Below are 16,078 nucleotides of genomic sequence, written 5' to 3'. Positions count from 1 at the left end.
TGAGTGTCCTATCCGGCATCAGGCGCGGTCGATGTGGTCCCGCTCGTCAGATACCAGTCCAGCCAGGTATCGAGTTCGCGGTAGGCCGCAGCCCGCGGTTCGGGCAGCGAGAGGAATACGTCGTGTTTGGCGTCGGTGATCGGCACGACCGTGAGCCGGTTGCCGATACAGCCTGCCCAGCGCGCGATCTGGTCGACGTCGAGGACCGCGTCGCCGCGCTGGATCAGATCCGGGTCGGAGACCTCGGCGACGCTGTGGTCGGAGCGCAGGATCAGACTGGGCACACCGATATCGAGGCCCCGGTGTAACCGTTTCTGGCCCCGCCGGATTGCGTTGATCCATCCGAAGGTGATGGGGAATCCGCCGACGGGCTTCCAGTCCAGGTTGTAGTCGAACTCGCCGGCGAAGTCACGGTGCAGGGTGGTGCCGTAGCCGCCGACTCCCGGCTTGCGGACCACCGTCATCTTGCGGACCCGGGCCAGCGCCATCAGCGCCGCCGAGGTGGGTGGGGTGCGCAGGACCGCCGGGCCGTGCAGGTCGAGGAAGGGGCTGTTGAGCACCAGCCCGGTGATCGGGCCGGTGTCGTCGCGCCGGCGCAGCCGATCCAGCCACAGCGAGAGGATCAGTCCACCGGCCGAATGTCCATACATCAGCACCTGCTCGGCATCGACCGCCGTCAGCGCCGCCTGCAGCGCCGAATCGTAATGGGCCAGGTCGGAGGTGAAATGCGGGGTTTGGCCGGCGCGCCGCGACCGCCCGCACTTGGGTAGATCCATGGCATACACGGCGAATCCGCGCCCGGCCAGGTGGTCGGCCAGCGCGGTATGGAAGAAGTAGTCGGTGTAACCGTGCACCACCAGCACCGCACGGGTGGCGCGCGGCTGCGGTCGGCCGCGCGATACCAGTGTCGCCACCAGCTCGCCCTCGCCGTCGGGGTCGGCACCGAGAGGCAACTGCTGCTGCCAATAGCCTGGCAAGACGTCGGGCTCCCAGCCGGTCACGTCTGCCACTCTAGTGACCGGTACGGCCCGAGGGTCGGCGTGGCCGGGGCGAGCGAGGCCACCGAGCCCGACGACGATAACCTTGTGGTCGTGTCTGACTCGAAGACCGTGAAGACGGACGTGGTACTCGTCGGTGCCGGCATCATGAGCGCCACCCTGAGTGCTCTGCTGCGCCTGCTCGAACCGAACTGGTCGATCACCTTGGTCGAGCGCCTCGACGGTGCGGCCGCCGAGAGCAGTGACCCGTGGAACAACGCGGGCACCGGCCACTCGGCGCTCTGTGAGCTGAACTACACGCCGCAGAATTCCGACGGTACCGTCGACATCGCCAAGGCGGTCAACGTCAACGAGCAGTTCCAGGTCTCGCGCCAGTTCTGGACCTACGCCGTCGAGAACGGCGTGCTGCCCGACGTGCGCAACTTCTTGAACCCGATCCCACACGTCAGCTTCGTCGAGGGCGCCGACAACGTCGCCTACCTGCGCGCCCGGTACGAGGCGTTGGTGTCCAACCCGCTGTTCTCGGCCATGGAGTACATCGACGACACCGACGAGTTCACCCGTCGGCTGCCCTTCATGGCCGCCAAGCGGACGTTCGCCGAGCCGGTCGCCCTGAACTGGACGCAATCCGGCACCGATGTCGATTTCGGCTCGCTGTCGCGCCAGCTGATCGGTTACACCGCAAGCCAGGGCATGACCACGCTCTTCGGCCACGACGTGCGCGATCTGTCCAAGGATTCCGACGGCGGTTGGACGGTCAAGGTGATCAATCGGCGCACCCGGGCCAAGCACAAGATCAAGGCGAAGTTCGTGTTCGTCGGCGCGGGCGGCGGTGCGCTTCCGCTGCTGCAGAAGGCGGGCATCCCCGAGGCCAAGGGATTCGGCGGCTTCCCCGTCGGCGGTCAGTGGCTGCGGTCGGCCAATCCCGATCTCACGGCCGGACACCAGGCCAAGGTCTACGGCGCGCCGCCGCTGGGCGCCCCGCCGATGTCGGTGCCCCACCTGGACACCCGGGTGATCAACGGCAAGTCCTACCTGCTGTTCGGGCCGTTCGCCGGGTGGTCGCCGAAGTTTCTCAAGCAGGGCAAGGTCACCGACCTGCCACTCTCGGTGAAACCCAACAACCTCGCCTCGATGGTGGGTGTCGGACTCACCGAGATGAGCCTGCTGAAGTACCTGATCGGCCAGCTGTTGCTCAGCGAGGCCGATCGGGTCGACGCGCTGCGTGAATTCGCACCCAACGCAGTCGATTCGGATTGGGAGCTGGACATCGCCGGTCAGCGTGTGCAGGTGATCCGGCGCAAGGGTGCCGGTGGTGTGCTGGAATTCGGCACCACCGTGCTCACCGCCGCCGACGGCAGCATCGCCGGTCTGCTCGGTGCGTCCCCCGGCGCGTCGACCGCGGTGCCGGCCATGCTCGAGGTGATGGAGCGCTGCTTCGCCGACCGATACCCGACCTGGCTGCCCAAGCTCAAGGAGATGGTGCCCTCGCTGGGGACCAAGCTCTCCGGTGAGCCCGCACTGTTCCGCGAGATCTGGGATCACGGCACCAAGGTGCTCAAACTCGATGCACCAGCGCCCGTATGACGGTGACCCCACCATGACCGTCGCGCTGCGCCGCAACTGGGCCAAGGATCTCGACGCCGCCACCCTCTACGAACTGCTCAAGCTGCGTGTCGAGGTCTTCGTCGTCGAACAGGCCTGTCCCTACCCGGAACTCGACGGTCGCGACCTGCTTGCCGAGACCCGGCACTTCTGGTTGGAAGGTGAAGACGGACAGGTGATTTCGACGCTGCGATTGATGGAGGAGCACCCCGGCGGGGAGAAGGTCTTCCGCATCGGCCGGGTGTGCACCAAACGGACCGACCGAGGCCGCGGGCACACCTCCCGGCTGATGCAGGCCGCGCTCGCCGAGGTGGGAACCTATGCGTGCCGGATCGACGCGCAGACCTACCTGCAGGATATGTACGCCGCGCACGGGTTCATCCGTGAGGGTGAGGAATTCATCGAGGACGGCATTCCGCACATCGCGATGGTGCGCCCCGCGTCGGGCGGTGCCTCGTGACATATCCGTTCAGCGCGCTGATCGGCCACGACCGGCTGCGGCTGGCCCTGGTGCTGTGCGCGGTGCGCCCCGATATCGGGGGAGTGCTGATCCGCGGCGAGAAGGGCACCGCGAAATCGACCGCCGTGCGCGCGCTGGCGGCGGTGCTCGCTCATGTCGACGAGGACGCGCGGTTGGTCGAACTGCCGATCGGGGCCACCGAGGACCGTGTCGTCGGGTCGCTGGATCTGCAGAAGGTGCTCCGCGAAGGTGAGCACGCCTTCTCACCGGGACTGCTGGCGCGCGCCCACGGCGGGGTGCTCTACGTCGATGAGGTCAACCTGTTGCACGACCATCTGGTCGACGTCCTGCTGGACGCCGCCGCGATGGGCCGGGTGCACATCGAACGTGATGGTGTCTCGCACTCCCATGACGCCCGGTTCGTCCTGATCGGCACGATGAACCCCGAGGAGGGCGAGCTGCGCCCGCAGCTGCTGGACCGATTCGGCCTCACCGTCGATGTGGCGGCCTCCCGCGATGTCGATACCCGCGTCGAGGTGATCCGATCGCGACTGGCCTACGAGGCCGACCCGGACGGCTTTGCCGCCGGTTACGCCGAGGCCGATGCCGAGTTGGCCGGCCGCATCGCCACCGCACGTGCGGCACTCGCCGGGGTGGTGCTGGGGGACAACGAGTTACGACGCATTGCGGCGCTGTGCGCGGCATTCGACGTGGACGGGATGCGGGCCGACCTGGTGCTGGCGCGCACCGCGGTTGCCCACGCCGCCTGGCGTGGAAGCACGGTCGTGGAGGAAGAAGACATTCGGGTCGCCGCGGAGCTGGCGCTGCCGCATCGCCGCCGCCGCGACCCGTTCGATGATCCCGGCCTGGATCCCGAGCGGCTGGACGATGCGCTCTCGCAGACCGCCGAGGCCCCCGAGGAGCCCGAGCCCGAGCCCGAGCCGCCGGGTGGCGGCGGGGGATCGGATGCCCCCACCGAAGGGTCGGCCGCACAGGCCGATTCGTCGGATCGCGGCGAGCAGCCCCAGGCTGCCGCTCCGCCGACCCGGTCCAGCGCACCACCATCGTCGACGTTCCGCACCCGCGCCCTGGTGGTCCCCGGTGTCGGCGAAGGGGCACCGGGCAGACGGTCCAAGGCCCGCAACCGCACCGGCAGCACCGTCGGGTCGACCGAGGTGGCGGGCGAGGGACACGGCACACACGTCTTCGCGACCTTGCTCGCGGCGGTCAACAACCAGCGCCGACCCGGCAGGCCGCAGGTCCAACCCGAGGATGTGCGGCGCGCCATCCGCGAGGGCCGCGAAGGCAATCTGGTGATCTTCGTCGTGGACGCCTCCGGTTCGATGGCGGCGCGCGACCGGATGTCGGCGGTCGGTGGGGCTGCCCTGTCGTTGTTGCGGGACGCCTATCAGCGGCGTGACAAGGTCGCGGTGATCACCTTCCGCGGCCAGCAGGCCGATCTGCTGCTGCCGCCGACCTCCTCGGTGTACATCGCCGGCCGCCGGTTGGCCCGGTTCGACACCGGTGGCAAAACCCCACTGGCGCAAGGCCTGCTGGCCGCGCGTGACGTGGTGGTGCGCGAGAAGGCACGCGACCGTGCGCGCCGACCCCTTGTAGTGGTGCTCACCGACGGGCGGGCGACCGGGGGACCGGACCCGTTGGGCCGGACCAGGACGGCGGCGCGGATGTTGCTGGCCGAGGGGGCCGCCGCGGTCGTGGTGGACTGCGAGACATCGTTCGTGCGGCTGGGTTTGGCCGAGGAGCTGGCACGCCAGCTGGAGGCCCCGGCGGTCCGGCTCGCGCACCTGCAGGCCGGTGAACTGACCTCGCTGGTCAAGACTGCGGCCTGAGAACAACCGAGGAGACCCGATGCCACAGGGACAACCGCTTACCGTGCCCGATGACGGACTGACCACCAAGGCCCGGCGCAATGCGCCGCTGCTGGCGGTGCACACCGGGCCGGGCAAGGGGAAGTCGACCGCGGCGTTCGGGATGGCCTTGCGCGCGTGGAATCAGGGTTTCGACATCGGGGTTTTTCAGTTCGTCAAGAGCGCGAAGTGGAAAGTGGGCGAGGAGAGCGTCTTTCGGGAGCTCGGCCGGCTGCACGACGAGCACGGCGCCGGCGGGCCCGTGCAATGGCACAAGATGGGCTCGGGCTGGTCGTGGACGCGTAAGCAGGGATCCGAGGTGGATCACGCCGAGACCGCGCGCGACGGCTGGGCCGAGATCAGCCGCCGAATCGCCGCCGGACAGCACGACTTCTACGTCCTCGACGAGTTCACCTATCCGCTCAAATGGGGCTGGATCGATGTCGACGAGGTGATCGCGACCCTGGCCGACCGGCCGGGCCGCCAACACGTGGTGATCACCGGTCGCGATGCGCCGCAGGCGCTCATCGACGCCGCCGACCTGGTCACCGAGATGACCAAGGTGAAGCATCCGATGGATGCGGGCCGCAAGGGGCAGCGGGGCATCGAGTGGTAGCTCCCGCGATCGTCATCGCCGCGCCGTCGTCGGGCAGCGGAAAGACCACGATCGCAACGGGTCTGATGGGTGCGCTGCGGCGTGCCGGACGACGGGTGGCGCCGTTCAAGGTCGGCCCGGACTTCATCGACCCCGGCTACCACGCGCTGGCCGCCGGTGTGCCGGGGCGCAACCTGGATCCCGTCCTGGTGGGCGAGAACCTGATCGGACCGCTCTACCGGCACGGCACCGCGGCCGCCGATATCGCCGTCGTCGAAGGTGTGATGGGGTTGTTCGACGGGCGCATCAGTGCACACCACACCGGCCCGGCCCAGGGCTCCACCGCGCACGTGGCCGCCCTGCTCGGCGCGCCGGTGGTGCTGGTCGTGGACGCCCGCGGGCAGGCCCACAGCATCGGCGCACTGCTGCACGGTTTCTCGACGTTCGACAGCTCGATCCGGCTGGCCGGGGTGATCCTGAACCGGGTCGGTTCGGCGCGTCATGAACAGGTGTTGCGCCAGGGCTGTGAACAGGCCGGGGTGCCGGTGTTCGGGGCGATCCCGCGGTCGGCCGAGCTTGAGGTGCCTTCCCGCCACCTCGGATTGGTGACGGCCGTCGAATTCGGTGCGCTGGCTCAGCGTGCGGTCGCGGCGATGACCGATCTGGTCGCCCAGCACGTCGACGTGGCCGCGCTGGCCGGGGCGGCCACGGCCCGCGTGCAGGCTCCCGCCTGGAGCCCGGAGCCCGAACACCGCGCCGGGGAGTCGGTCACCATCGCCCTGGCCGCCGGACGTGCCTTCAGCTTCGGCTACGCCGAACATCGCGAACTGTTGACCGCCGCCGGGGCAGATGTCGTCGACTTCGACCCGCTCACCGATCTGCTGCCCGCGGGCACCGCGGGTGTGGTGATCCCCGGCGGGTTTCCCGAACAGTTCACCACCGAGTTGTCGGCCAATACGGCCGTGCGCTCCGAGATTCGGACGCTGGCGGCCGCGGGCGGCCCCGTGCATGCCGAGTGCGCCGGCCTGACCTATCTGATGGACGATCTGGACGGGGCGCCGATGTGTGGCGTACTCGCCGGTTCGGCATCGTTCACCGAGCGGCTCACACTGGGCTATCGGGATGCCGTCGCGGTGGCCGATTCGTCCATGCACATCGCGGGCGAGCGGGTCAGCGGGCATGAGTTCCACCGGACCGCAGTGACTTTCGCTACAGACTACGAGCCCGCGTGGGGGTTCGCGGGGACCGGCGGCCGGGACGGTGCGGTGCACGCCGGGGTGCATGCGGGGTATCTGCACACGCATCCGGCCGGGCACCCGAAGGCGTGCTCGCGCTTCGTCACCGCGGCGGCAACCTTTAAGCTCGGCGGGTGACGCGCACCCGAGGAGCCCAGTGACAGACAACGCCTACCTTGTCGGTCTGCGTCTGGAGGGCCGCAAAGTCGTCGTGGTCGGCGGCGGCACCGTGGCGCAGCGCCGGCTGCCGCTTCTGGTCGCCGCCGGCGCGGATGTCCACGTCATCACCCTGGCGGCCACCCCGGCGGTGGAAGCCTTCGGCGACTCGTCGGCGACCGTCACCGTGACCCTTCGGGCGTTCCGTGACGAAGACCTCGACGGCGCCTGGTATGCCCTCGCCGCCACCGACGACCCGGAAGTCAACGCCGCGATCGTCGCCGGCGCCGATCGGCGGCGGATCTTCTGCGTGCGCGCCGACGTCGCCCGGGAGGGCACGGCGGTCACGCCCGCCTCCTTCGAATACGAGGGGTTGTCGGTGGGGGTGCTGGCCAGCGGCGAGCACCGCCGGTCGGCGGCCATCCGCTCGGCCATCCACGAGGCGCTGCAGCAGGGGCTCATCAGTGACCGGGAGCGCAACACCGGTGCCGAGGGTGTGACCGTGCACGAGGGGGTTGCCCTCGTCGGCGGCGGGCCGGGGGACCCGGAGTTGATCACGGTGCGCGGCCGGCGACTGCTGGCCAATGCCGATGTCGTCGTCGCGGACCGGCTCGCTCCGCCCGAGCTGCTGGCCGAGCTGCCGCCCCATGTCGAGGTGATCGACGCCGCCAAGATCCCGTACGGGCGCGCGATGGCCCAGGAGGCCATCAACGATGTGCTGATCGACCGTGCGAAGGCGGGCAAGTTCGTCGTGCGGCTCAAGGGCGGCGACCCGTTCGTCTTCGCGCGTGGGTACGAGGAGGTGATCGCGTGCGCGGAAGCAGGTGTACCGGTGACCGTGGTACCCGGTGTGACCAGCGCCATCGGGGTGCCGGCTCTGGCCGGTGTGCCGGTGACGCATCGGCACATCACCCACGAGTTCGTCGTGGTCAGCGGGCATGTTGCGCCGGGGCACCCCGAATCGTTAGTGAATTGGGATGCGCTGGCCGCGATGTCAGGAACCATCGTGCTGCTGATGGCCGTCGAGCGGATCGAACTCTTCGCTCAGGCGCTGCTGTCGGGCGGCAGACCTGCGGATACGCCGGTGATGGTGGTCCAGCATGGGACGACGGCGGCGCAACGGACGGTCCGGGCGACCCTGACCGACGTTGCCGAAAAGGTACGTTCGGAGGGGATTCGACCGCCCGCCATCATCGTCATCGGGGCTGTGGCGGCGTTCGGCAGTTAAAGGATTCTTAAGATTACTGTAAGGTAACCCGGTATGACTGCTCTCAACGACGCTGGCCGCAAATCCAGCCGAGACGGCGCAGGTGGCAGCGACCGGGCCCTGCCAGTGCATGTAGGCCGAGGGGATATGCAGCAAAACGGCAAGTCACCGGCGTTCCTGCCGTCCTGGAACTTCATCGCCGCCGTCATCGCCATCGGCGGTATGCAGCTGTTGGCCACGATGGACAGCACCGTGGCCATCGTCGCGCTTCCTAAGATCCAGGACGAGCTCGGGCTTTCCGATGCCGGTCGTAGCTGGGTCATCACCGCGTATGTCCTGACCTTCGGTGGTCTGATGTTGCTGGGCGGCCGCCTCGGCGACACGATCGGCCGCAAGCGCACCTTCATCGTGGGTGTCACCCTGTTCACCATCGCCTCGGTGCTCTGCGGTGTGGCCTGGGATGAGGCCACCCTGGTCATCGCCCGCCTATTGCAGGGTGTGGGTGCGGCGATCGCCTCGCCCACCGGTTTGGCGCTGATCGCCACGACATTCCCCAAGGGGCCCGCCCGCAACAGCGCGACGGCCGTCTTCGCCGCCATGACCGGTATCGGCTCGGTGATGGGCCTGGTGGTCGGCGGAGCCCTGACCGAGGTCTCCTGGCGCTGGGCATTCCTGGTCAACGTGCCGATCGGCCTGGTGATGCTGTATCTGGCCCGCACGCATCTGCGTGAGACCGATCGCGCCCCGATGAAACTCGACGCCGCGGGTGCCATCCTGGCGACCCTGACCTGCACCGCGGCCGTATTCGGGTTCTCGATGGGACCGGAGAAGGGCTGGGCCTCGCCGCTGACGCTGGCGTCCTTGGCCGGCGCCGGAATCTTCGGATTGGCATTCCTCTACGCCGAACGCACCGCGGAGAACCCGGTGGTGCCGTTCTCGCTGTTCCGTGACCGCAACCGCGTCGCCACCTTCGCCGCGGTCTTCCTGGCGGGCGGCGTGATGTTCACCCTGACCGTGCTCATCGGGCTCTATGTCCAGGACATTATGGGCTACAGCGCGTTGCGCGCCGGTATCGGTTTCATCCCGTTCGTGATCGCACTCGGGATCGGTCTGGGCCTGTCCTCTCAGCTGGTGTCGCGCTTCGCGCCGCGATGGCTGGTGATCGCCGGTGGCGTGCTGGTGCTCGCCGCGATGATCTACGGCTCGACGCTCAACGGCGACATTCCGTACTTCCCCAACCTCGTGCTGCCGATCACCATTGGTGGATTCGGTATCGGCATGATCGTCGTGCCGCTGACGGTCTCGGCCATCGCCGGTGTGGGCCTCGACGAGATCGGACCGGTGTCGGCCATCGCGCTGATGCTGCAGAACCTCGGTGGCCCCGTGGTGCTGGCGGTCATCCAGGCCGTCATCACCTCACGCACCCTGTACCTGGGCGGAACCACGGGACCGGTCAAGAACATGAACGAGGCGCAGCACCACGCGCTGGACCAGGGATACACCTACGGTCTGCTGTGGGTCGCCGCGGTCGCCGTGGTGGTGGGTGCCGCCGCACTGTTCATCCGTTACAGCGCGGAGGAGGTGGCGCACGCCCAGGAGGTCAAGGACGCCATCGATGCCGGCGAGCTGGAGAACTGAGCGCCCGACCCGTCGAGCAGACCCCCGGATCGGGACCGGTCGAGAAATTTTCATCTGTGTTGTTTGGTTGCATCGGCTGATGGGTACACCGCCGATGGGAGCCGGTCGCTTCAGCTGTCGCGCGCCGAAAACACAAGCGTGTAATTTCTCCACACCTGTGGACGAATCTTGTGGATAACTCCGCATCCATCGGAGCAGAGGCAGGCATGCGGCGTCAGGACATCAGTACCGCGGTCGATTTGCTCGGCTGGCGCCTGATCCTCGGAACGCTGATCACGCACGTAACCGTCGACTCGCTCCGCACCGCCGTGCACGTCGCCGATGCCGCCGTGAACGCCGCCGATGCGGACGCCGTCACCGGACATCTCCGCGTCGAATTGTGTGACGACCGGGTGGTGCTGCGACTGCAGGACCGGTCGACGGGGACGATCACCGACCATGATCTGAGTCTGGCCGGCCGGATCACCGGCGCCCTGTCGGACGCGGGGTGGGCCACGGTGCCCGGTGATGCGGAGATAACGCCACAAGTCTTCGAAATCGCCGTCGACGCGCTCGACATCGCGTCGGTGCGCCCGTTCTGGCGGGCGATCACCGGCTACGTCGACCTCCCGGACGCGACCGACCTGCCGGCGGGGGCGCTTATCGACCCGTTGGGGCGCGGACCGACGATCTGGTTCCAGCAGATGGATTCGCCGCGCCCGCAACGTAACCGGATTCACCTCGACATCGACGTCGCGCCCGAGCGCGCCGCCGCGCGCATCGAGGCGGCGCTGGCCGCGGGCGGGCGGCTGGTCTCGGATGCCGCCGCACCGGCGTTCTGGGTGCTCGCCGACGCCGAGGGTAACGAGGCCTGCATCTGCACCTGGCAGGGCCGCGACTGAATCGGATTGTCGTGCTCCTACGTCGCCCACGAGGCTGAATTGTCGGGCTCCTACGTCGCCCGACTAGGCTGACCGCTCGTGATCACCCGTATGTCCGAGCTGTTCCTGCGTACCCTGCGCGACGACCCTGCCGACGCCGAAGTTCCCAGCCACAAGCTGCTGATCCGCGCGGGCTATGTGCGGGCCGTCGGACCGGGCATCTACAGCTGGTTGCCGCTGGGTCTGCGGGTGCTGCGCAAGATCGAGAACGTGGTGCGCAGTGAGATGAACGCCATCGGTGGCCAGGAGATCCTGCTGCCCGCACTGCTGCCGCGCGCCCCCTACGAAACCACCAATCGCTGGACCGAGTACGGCGACACCTTGTTCCGCCTCCAGGACCGTCGCAACAACGACTATCTGCTGGGCCCGACCCACGAGGAACTCTTCACCCTGATGGTCAAGGGGGAGTACTCCTCATACAAGGATCTTCCCGTCCTGCTCTACCAGATCCAGACCAAGTACCGCGACGAGGCCCGCCCCCGCGCAGGCATCCTGCGCGGCCGTGAATTCGTCATGAAGGACTCGTACTCCTTCGATCTCGACGACGACGGCCTCAAGACCGCCTATCACCACCACCGCGAGGCCTACCAGCGCATCTTCAACCGGCTCGGGATCGACTATGTGATCGTCTCGGCGGTGTCCGGAGCCATGGGCGGCAGCGCGTCAGAGGAGTTCCTCGCCGAGAGCGAGGTCGGCGAGGACACCTTCGTGCGATGCGTCGAATCGGGCTATGCCGCCAACGTGGAAGCCGTCATCACCCGGGCGCCGGAAGCGCTGCCCATCGAGGGGCAGCCGCCCGCGCAGGTGTACGACACCCCCGACGCCCCGACCATCGCGACCCTGGTCGACTGGGCGAATTCGGCCGGGCTGCCGCAGTTCGGTGACCGCGCCGTCACCGCTGCCGACACCCTGAAGAACGTCCTGCTCAAGACCCGCCAGCCCGGCGGCGAGTGGGAATTGCTCGGCATCGGAGTGCCCGGTGACCGAGAGGTCGACGAGAAGCGACTCGGCGCGGCGTTGGAGCCCGCCGAGTTCGCCCTGCTCGACGACGCCGATTTCGCCGCCAACCCGTTCCTGGTTAAGGGATACGTGGGTCCGAAAGCATTGCTGGACAACGGGATCCGGTATCTGGTCGATCCCAGGGTGGTGTTCGGCACATCCTGGATCACCGGTGCCGATGAGCCCAACAAGCACGTGGTGGGGCTGGTCACGGGTCGTGATTTCACCCCGGACGGCACCATCGAGGCCGCCGATGTGCGCGACGGCGATCCGTCCCCGGACGGCGCTGGTGTGCTGACCTCGGCCCGCGGTATCGAGATCGGCCATATCTTCCAGCTCGGCCGTAAGTACGCCGATGCGTTCAATGCCGATGTGCTCGGTGAGAACGGCAAACCGGTGCGCCTCACCATGGGGTCCTACGGCATCGGGGTATCTCGACTGGTCGCCGTCATCGCCGAGCAGCAGCACGACGATATCGGGCTACGCTGGCCGGCCTCGGTCGCGCCCTTCGACGTGCATGTCGTGATCGCCAACAAGGACGCCGGTGCGCGTTCCGGGGCCGAAGAACTGGCCGCCGAACTATCCGGGCTGGGCTTGGAGGTGCTCCTCGACGACCGAACCTCATCGCCCGGGGTCAAGTTCAAGGATGCCGAACTGCTCGGCATGCCCTGGATCGTGGTGGTCGGTCGGGGCTGGGCCGACGGCGTGGTCGAACTGCGTAACCGGTTCAGCGGTGAGGCCCGTGAGCTCGTTGTCGCCGGCGCGGCCGCCGAGGTTGCCGCCGCGCTGAGCGCGAGTCGGGCCTGAGCGCTGAGCGAGAGTCGGGCCTGAGCCCTGAACGGCTAACCGGCCTGTTCGGAACCGCCAGGGAAGGCCACCGTCACCGGTGGCACCCCCAGGATGCTGCGCCACCGGGCGGCAAGCACCGCGGCCTGCGTCATCGCGGTGAGCGCGAAGGTGCGGTCCTGCGGATCTTCTGCCTGTTCCAGCACGGCCCGCCACGCGGTGGCCGTATCGGCCTCCATGCGGACGGCCAGCTCGGCGGCGTCGCCGGGATCGGCGACCTCAGTCGGCAGCTGATAGCCGGGTGCCGGTAGCGGTGCGGTGATCCGACGGCCCGCCAGGATCTCCAGCGCCTCCTCGCGGCGTTGCCGGTGCTGGGCCATCGCCTCAGCGACCAGCCAGTTGTCATCAGGCGTGGAGTGCGCCGACACGATGCCGTAGCCGTAGATGGCGCCGTGCTCGGTCGCGACGGCGTCGAACCACGCCGCGGCGGCGCCATCCTCCGGGCGGTCCGGGTCCGGGGTCGGCTCGGGTGCCGTGTTCGGAGCTGTCATGGTTTCTCGTCTCCGCCGAGCGCCACCAGGTACGCCGCGGTGCACGCCGCGGAGATGGAACCGAACAGTCCGGCGCGATAGCCGGAGAGTCCTTCGGCAGCGCGAGCGGCCTGTTCGGCGGAACCGCGGAGTTCCTCGACGACCTTGGCGACGGTGGGGGCCGTCGCCGGGTCAGGCGCCGTCGTGGTCGGGGTCGTGCTGGTCGCCGTCGTCGGGCCCTCGCCCGCGGTCAGCCTGGTGATCTCGGCGGCCAGCGCGTCGGCGTGGGCCGAACGCTCGGCGGCGATCGAGGTCAGCGCGGCGACCTGCGACTGGCGCGACGGTCCGGTCAGCGCCGTCGCCGCGTCACCGGCCAACTCGCTGTCGGAGCGAGCCCGGTCGAATCCGGTCTGCAGGTCGTCGAGGTCGGCGGGCGGCGGTGCGGGCGCGCACGCGGCGGCGGAGCCGAGTAGGGCCAGCGCGACGCCGGCCGGCAGGGCACCGATCAGCAGGCGACGCCGACTCAGGATGGGCAGGGCGCTCGGCACGCCCACATCCTGCCATGTTGGGTCGGGCCGCTCGTTTGGTGATTGTCGCGTCACGGCTGGCGTATCGTTTGGTAGTTGATTCTCCGGCCGTGCCGGTCGGAGGTTGTCCGCACAACTCAAGATGAGGAGCTCGCCGTGGCAACGGATGACCCGCTGCGGTCTGCGCGCCTTCCGTCGCGTGAGCAGGTGATCGAACTCCTCACCGGTGAGTTCTCGCGCGCGGGTTACGAAATCGAAGATGTCACGATCACGGCCGCCCGGCCGCCGAGCATCACCGTGGTCGCCGACGGAGATGCGCCGCTGGATCTGGACGCGGTGGCCGAACTGTCCCGGCTCGCCTCGGCCGCGTTGGACGAGGCGGATCGCGGTTTCGATCCGTACGTGCTCGAGGTCACGTCCCGGGGTGTGGACCGCCCATTGACCGAGGAGAAACACTTCCGCCGGGCGAAGGGACGCAAGGTCGGTGTGACCCTTGTGGACGGGTCGGTGGTCACCGGGCGCATCGGTGCCACCCGCGACGGGATGGTCGCCTTGGTGGTCGCCGAAGGCAAGAATCTCGTCCTGCGGCCGGTGGCCGTCGACGAGATCGTCAAAGCAATTGTGCAAGTAGAGTTTTCGACGCCAAATCGACGTGAGTTGGAGTTGGTCGAACAGTCAGAAGAGGGGGCCGGGTCGTGAATATCGACATGGCGGCATTACATGCCATCGAGGCGGACAAAGGTATCTCGGTCGATATCGTGGTGGACACCATCAAATCGGCGTTGCTGACCGCTTATCGGCACACCGAGGGTCACGAGGCCGACGCGCGTATCGACGTCGACCGCAAGACCGGTGTGGTCAAGGTGATGGCGAGGGAGACCGACGCCGACGGCAACCTGATCAGCGAATGGGATGACACCCCAGAAGGTTTCGGTCGCATCGCGGCCACCACGGCTCGCCAGGTGATCTTGCAGCGGTTGCGCGATGCCGAGAACGAGAAGATGTACGGCGAATTCTCCGCCCACGAGGGCGATATCGTCGCCGGCGTCGTCCAGCGTGATGCGCGTGAGAACACCCGCGGCAACGTGGTGGTGCGGGTGGGGACCGAGGCCAAGGGCTCCGACGGAATGATCCGTCCCGCCGAGCAGGTGCCCGGTGAGGGTTACCAACACGGCGACCGGTTGCGCTGCTACGTCATCGGCGTGACGCGTGGCGCCCGTGAACCGAAGATCGAGCTCTCGCGCACCCATCCGAACCTGGTGCGCAAGCTGTTCGCCCTCGAAGTTCCCGAGATCGCCGACGGTTCGGTGGACATCGTGGCCGTGGCAAGGGAGGCCGGTCACCGGTCCAAGATCGCGGTCACCTCCAGGGTCTCGGGACTCAACGCCAAGGGCGCCTGCATCGGCCCGATGGGCCAGCGCGTGCGCAATGTGATGAGCGAGCTGTCGGGGGAGAAGATCGACATCATCGACTTCGACGAGGATCCGGCCCGGTTCGTCGCCAACGCGCTGTCGCCGGCCAAGGTGGTCTCGGTCACCGTCATCGACGAGAACGCCCGCGCCGCGCGTGTCGTGGTGCCCGATTTCCAGCTGTCACTGGCCATCGGCAAGGAGGGGCAGAACGCCAGGCTCGCCGCTCGGCTGACCGGATGGCGCATCGATATCCGCAGCGATTCGGCCGCCGCGCCCGATGCCGACGGCGCAGAACACGCCACGTAGGGAAGCCGGCTCGGGGCGTAGTGAGACGCGATTGAAGTCTGGACGCCCCGGAACGGTAGACTGAACCGTGATCCAGCGTGAGACTCCGGCAGGCCAGCCTCGTGCGCATCGAGATCCTGCGGGACCGGTGCGTACGTGTGTGGGTTGTCGGAAGCGAGCGTTGGCCGTCGATCTGGTCAGACTGTCCACCGTTTCCGACAGGCCCGGCGCTTGCGCCGTGACTGTGGATACAGCGGGTAATCTGCCGGGGCGGGGTGCGTGGTTGCATCCCGATCCGCAGTGTCTGGACGTTGCACTCCGCCGGCGAGCAATCGGCCGAGCGTTGCGCATCTCCGGTTCGCCGGACACCACCGTGGTGGAAGAACTTTTCCACCAGTCAGAGAACAGGTAGCGAAGAACATGAGCACACCGTGAAGTCCCGATGACCATGCGTCATAGCTAAACCCGAGGCGCGGCCTATCCCACCGCTGTCGCCTCCAAACGAGGAGAAGTAGTGGCAGCCCCAGGTAAGGCCCGTGTGCACGAGTTGGCGAAGGAACTCGGTGTCACCAGTAAGGAAGTTCTCGCCCGTCTGAGTGATCAGGGCGAGTTCGTCAAATCCGCATCATCGACGGTCGAGGCCCCCGTGGCCCGCCGTCTGCGGGAATCGTTCGGCGGCGGCAAGCCGGCGGCCGGCGATGCGCCCGCTCCCAAAGCGCCCGGCAAGCCCGCGGCACCGTCCGGCGGCCCCAAGCCCGGACCGAAGCCCGCGCCGCAGGCGCCCGACTGTTCACCCGGATGCTCTACGGCATCGCCAAACGGAAGTTCGGCGAAGTCCCGCAACCGTTCACTGTCGC

16 protein-coding genes are annotated in these 16,078 nt (G+C 68.1%); 13 read left to right on the top strand and 3 right to left on the bottom strand.

Annotation, left to right across the window (positions count from 1 at the left end):
- Nucleotides 1-8: 8 nt before the first annotated feature.
- Nucleotides 9-1,001 carry an alpha/beta hydrolase gene (locus G154_RS20185; protein WP_023985607.1) on the bottom strand — a complete coding sequence of 331 codons (993 nt, stop codon included), beginning with the start codon at nt 999-1,001 and terminating at the stop codon, nt 9-11.
- 144 nt (nt 1,002-1,145) lie between these two features.
- On the opposite strand from G154_RS20185, the gene mqo reads away from it, so the two are divergent.
- The 9 genes from mqo (at nt 1,146) to G154_RS20140 (ending at nt 12,488) form a co-directional block, all read left to right on the top strand.
- On the top strand, nt 1,146-2,585 hold the full coding sequence (gene mqo / locus G154_RS20180) for a malate dehydrogenase (quinone) (RefSeq protein WP_234713120.1): 1,440 nt from the start codon (nt 1,146-1,148) through the stop codon (nt 2,583-2,585).
- A 13-nt stretch (nt 2,586-2,598) separates the two neighbouring features.
- On the top strand, nt 2,599-3,063 hold the full coding sequence (locus tag G154_RS20175; RefSeq protein ID WP_019512028.1) for a GNAT family N-acetyltransferase: 465 nt from the start codon (nt 2,599-2,601) through the stop codon (nt 3,061-3,063).
- The gene (locus tag G154_RS20170) at nt 3,060-4,913 is read left to right on the top strand and encodes a magnesium chelatase subunit D family protein (protein WP_019512029.1); all 1,854 of its coding nucleotides are present in this window, start codon (nt 3,060-3,062) and stop codon (nt 4,911-4,913) included. Before G154_RS20175 ends, G154_RS20170 begins: the two co-directional genes overlap by 4 nt.
- 19 nt (nt 4,914-4,932) lie before the next feature.
- Nucleotides 4,933-5,547: a cob(I)yrinic acid a,c-diamide adenosyltransferase gene (gene cobO, locus G154_RS20165; protein WP_023985609.1), complete on the top strand. Its 615-nt coding sequence runs from the start codon at nt 4,933-4,935 to the stop codon at nt 5,545-5,547.
- Complete coding sequence (locus tag G154_RS20160; RefSeq protein WP_019512031.1) at nt 5,541-6,899, top strand: cobyrinate a,c-diamide synthase; 1,359 nt, start codon at nt 5,541-5,543, stop codon at nt 6,897-6,899. Before cobO ends, G154_RS20160 begins: the two co-directional genes overlap by 7 nt.
- 19 nt (nt 6,900-6,918) lie before the next feature.
- Nucleotides 6,919-8,145: a uroporphyrinogen-III C-methyltransferase gene (cobA, locus tag G154_RS20155; protein WP_019512032.1), complete on the top strand. Its 1,227-nt coding sequence runs from the start codon at nt 6,919-6,921 to the stop codon at nt 8,143-8,145.
- A 126-nt stretch (nt 8,146-8,271) separates the two neighbouring features.
- Nucleotides 8,272-9,762, top strand: a complete 1,491-nt coding sequence (locus tag G154_RS20150; protein WP_019512033.1) for an MFS transporter — start codon at nt 8,272-8,274, stop codon at nt 9,760-9,762.
- A gap of 206 nt (nt 9,763-9,968) precedes the next feature.
- On the top strand, nt 9,969-10,643 hold the full coding sequence (locus G154_RS20145) for a VOC family protein (RefSeq protein WP_019512034.1): 675 nt from the start codon (nt 9,969-9,971) through the stop codon (nt 10,641-10,643).
- A gap of 78 nt (nt 10,644-10,721) precedes the next feature.
- Nucleotides 10,722-12,488 (top strand): proline--tRNA ligase, encoded by a 1,767-nt coding sequence (locus G154_RS20140; protein WP_019512035.1) that lies wholly within the window; start codon nt 10,722-10,724, stop codon nt 12,486-12,488.
- A gap of 35 nt (nt 12,489-12,523) precedes the next feature.
- Here the strand turns inward: G154_RS20140 and G154_RS20135 are convergent, their stop codons facing one another.
- Both G154_RS20135 and G154_RS20130 read right to left on the bottom strand, forming a co-directional pair.
- A complete protein-coding gene (locus G154_RS20135) occupies nt 12,524-13,018 on the bottom strand; it encodes a ferritin-like domain-containing protein (RefSeq protein ID WP_019512036.1) in 495 nt (164 codons plus the stop codon).
- Nucleotides 13,015-13,545, bottom strand: coding sequence for a hypothetical protein (locus tag G154_RS20130; RefSeq protein ID WP_023985611.1), 531 nt, complete (start codon nt 13,543-13,545; stop codon nt 13,015-13,017). Before G154_RS20130 ends, G154_RS20135 begins: the two co-directional genes overlap by 4 nt.
- A 135-nt stretch (nt 13,546-13,680) precedes the next feature.
- Here G154_RS20130 and rimP point away from each other — a divergent pair, with 135 nt between their 5' ends.
- From rimP to G154_RS27185, 4 genes are all read left to right on the top strand, one after another.
- The gene (gene rimP, locus G154_RS20125; protein ID WP_019512038.1) at nt 13,681-14,223 is read left to right on the top strand and encodes a ribosome maturation factor RimP; all 543 of its coding nucleotides are present in this window, start codon (nt 13,681-13,683) and stop codon (nt 14,221-14,223) included.
- The gene (gene nusA, locus G154_RS20120; RefSeq protein WP_019512039.1) at nt 14,220-15,242 is read left to right on the top strand and encodes a transcription termination factor NusA; all 1,023 of its coding nucleotides are present in this window, start codon (nt 14,220-14,222) and stop codon (nt 15,240-15,242) included. Before rimP ends, nusA begins: the two co-directional genes overlap by 4 nt.
- A gap of 67 nt (nt 15,243-15,309) precedes the next feature.
- Nucleotides 15,310-15,633, top strand: coding sequence for a YlxR family protein (locus tag G154_RS26105; protein ID WP_081650065.1), 324 nt, complete (start codon nt 15,310-15,312; stop codon nt 15,631-15,633).
- 102 nt (nt 15,634-15,735) lie between these two features.
- On the top strand, nt 15,736-16,078 hold a 343-nt coding region (locus G154_RS27185; RefSeq protein ID WP_237742525.1), incomplete at its 3' end, for a translation initiation factor IF-2 N-terminal domain-containing protein.

This window comes from Mycobacterium sp. VKM Ac-1816D, assembly GCF_000416385.1.
Taxonomy (GTDB): Bacteria; Actinomycetota; Actinomycetes; order Mycobacteriales; family Mycobacteriaceae; genus Mycobacterium; species Mycobacterium neoaurum_A.
This window is presented reverse-complemented; position numbering and strand designations above follow the sequence as displayed.

Excerpts from the sequence above, each read along its gene's own strand:
- mqo (WP_234713120.1), top strand. The coding sequence starts at position 1,146 with ATGAGCGCCACCCTGAGTGCTCTGCTGCGCCTGCTCGAACCGAACTGG.
- G154_RS20175 (WP_019512028.1), top strand. The coding sequence starts at position 2,599 with ATGACCGTCGCGCTGCGCCGCAACTGGGCCAAGGATCTCGACGCCGCC.
- cobO (WP_023985609.1), top strand. The coding sequence starts at position 4,933 with ATGCCACAGGGACAACCGCTTACCGTGCCCGATGACGGACTGACCACC.
- G154_RS20150 (WP_019512033.1), top strand. The coding sequence starts at position 8,272 with ATGCAGCAAAACGGCAAGTCACCGGCGTTCCTGCCGTCCTGGAACTTC.
- G154_RS20145 (WP_019512034.1), top strand. The coding sequence starts at position 9,969 with ATGCGGCGTCAGGACATCAGTACCGCGGTCGATTTGCTCGGCTGGCGC.
- G154_RS20135 (WP_019512036.1), bottom strand. The coding sequence starts at position 13,018 with ATGACAGCTCCGAACACGGCACCCGAGCCGACCCCGGACCCGGACCGC.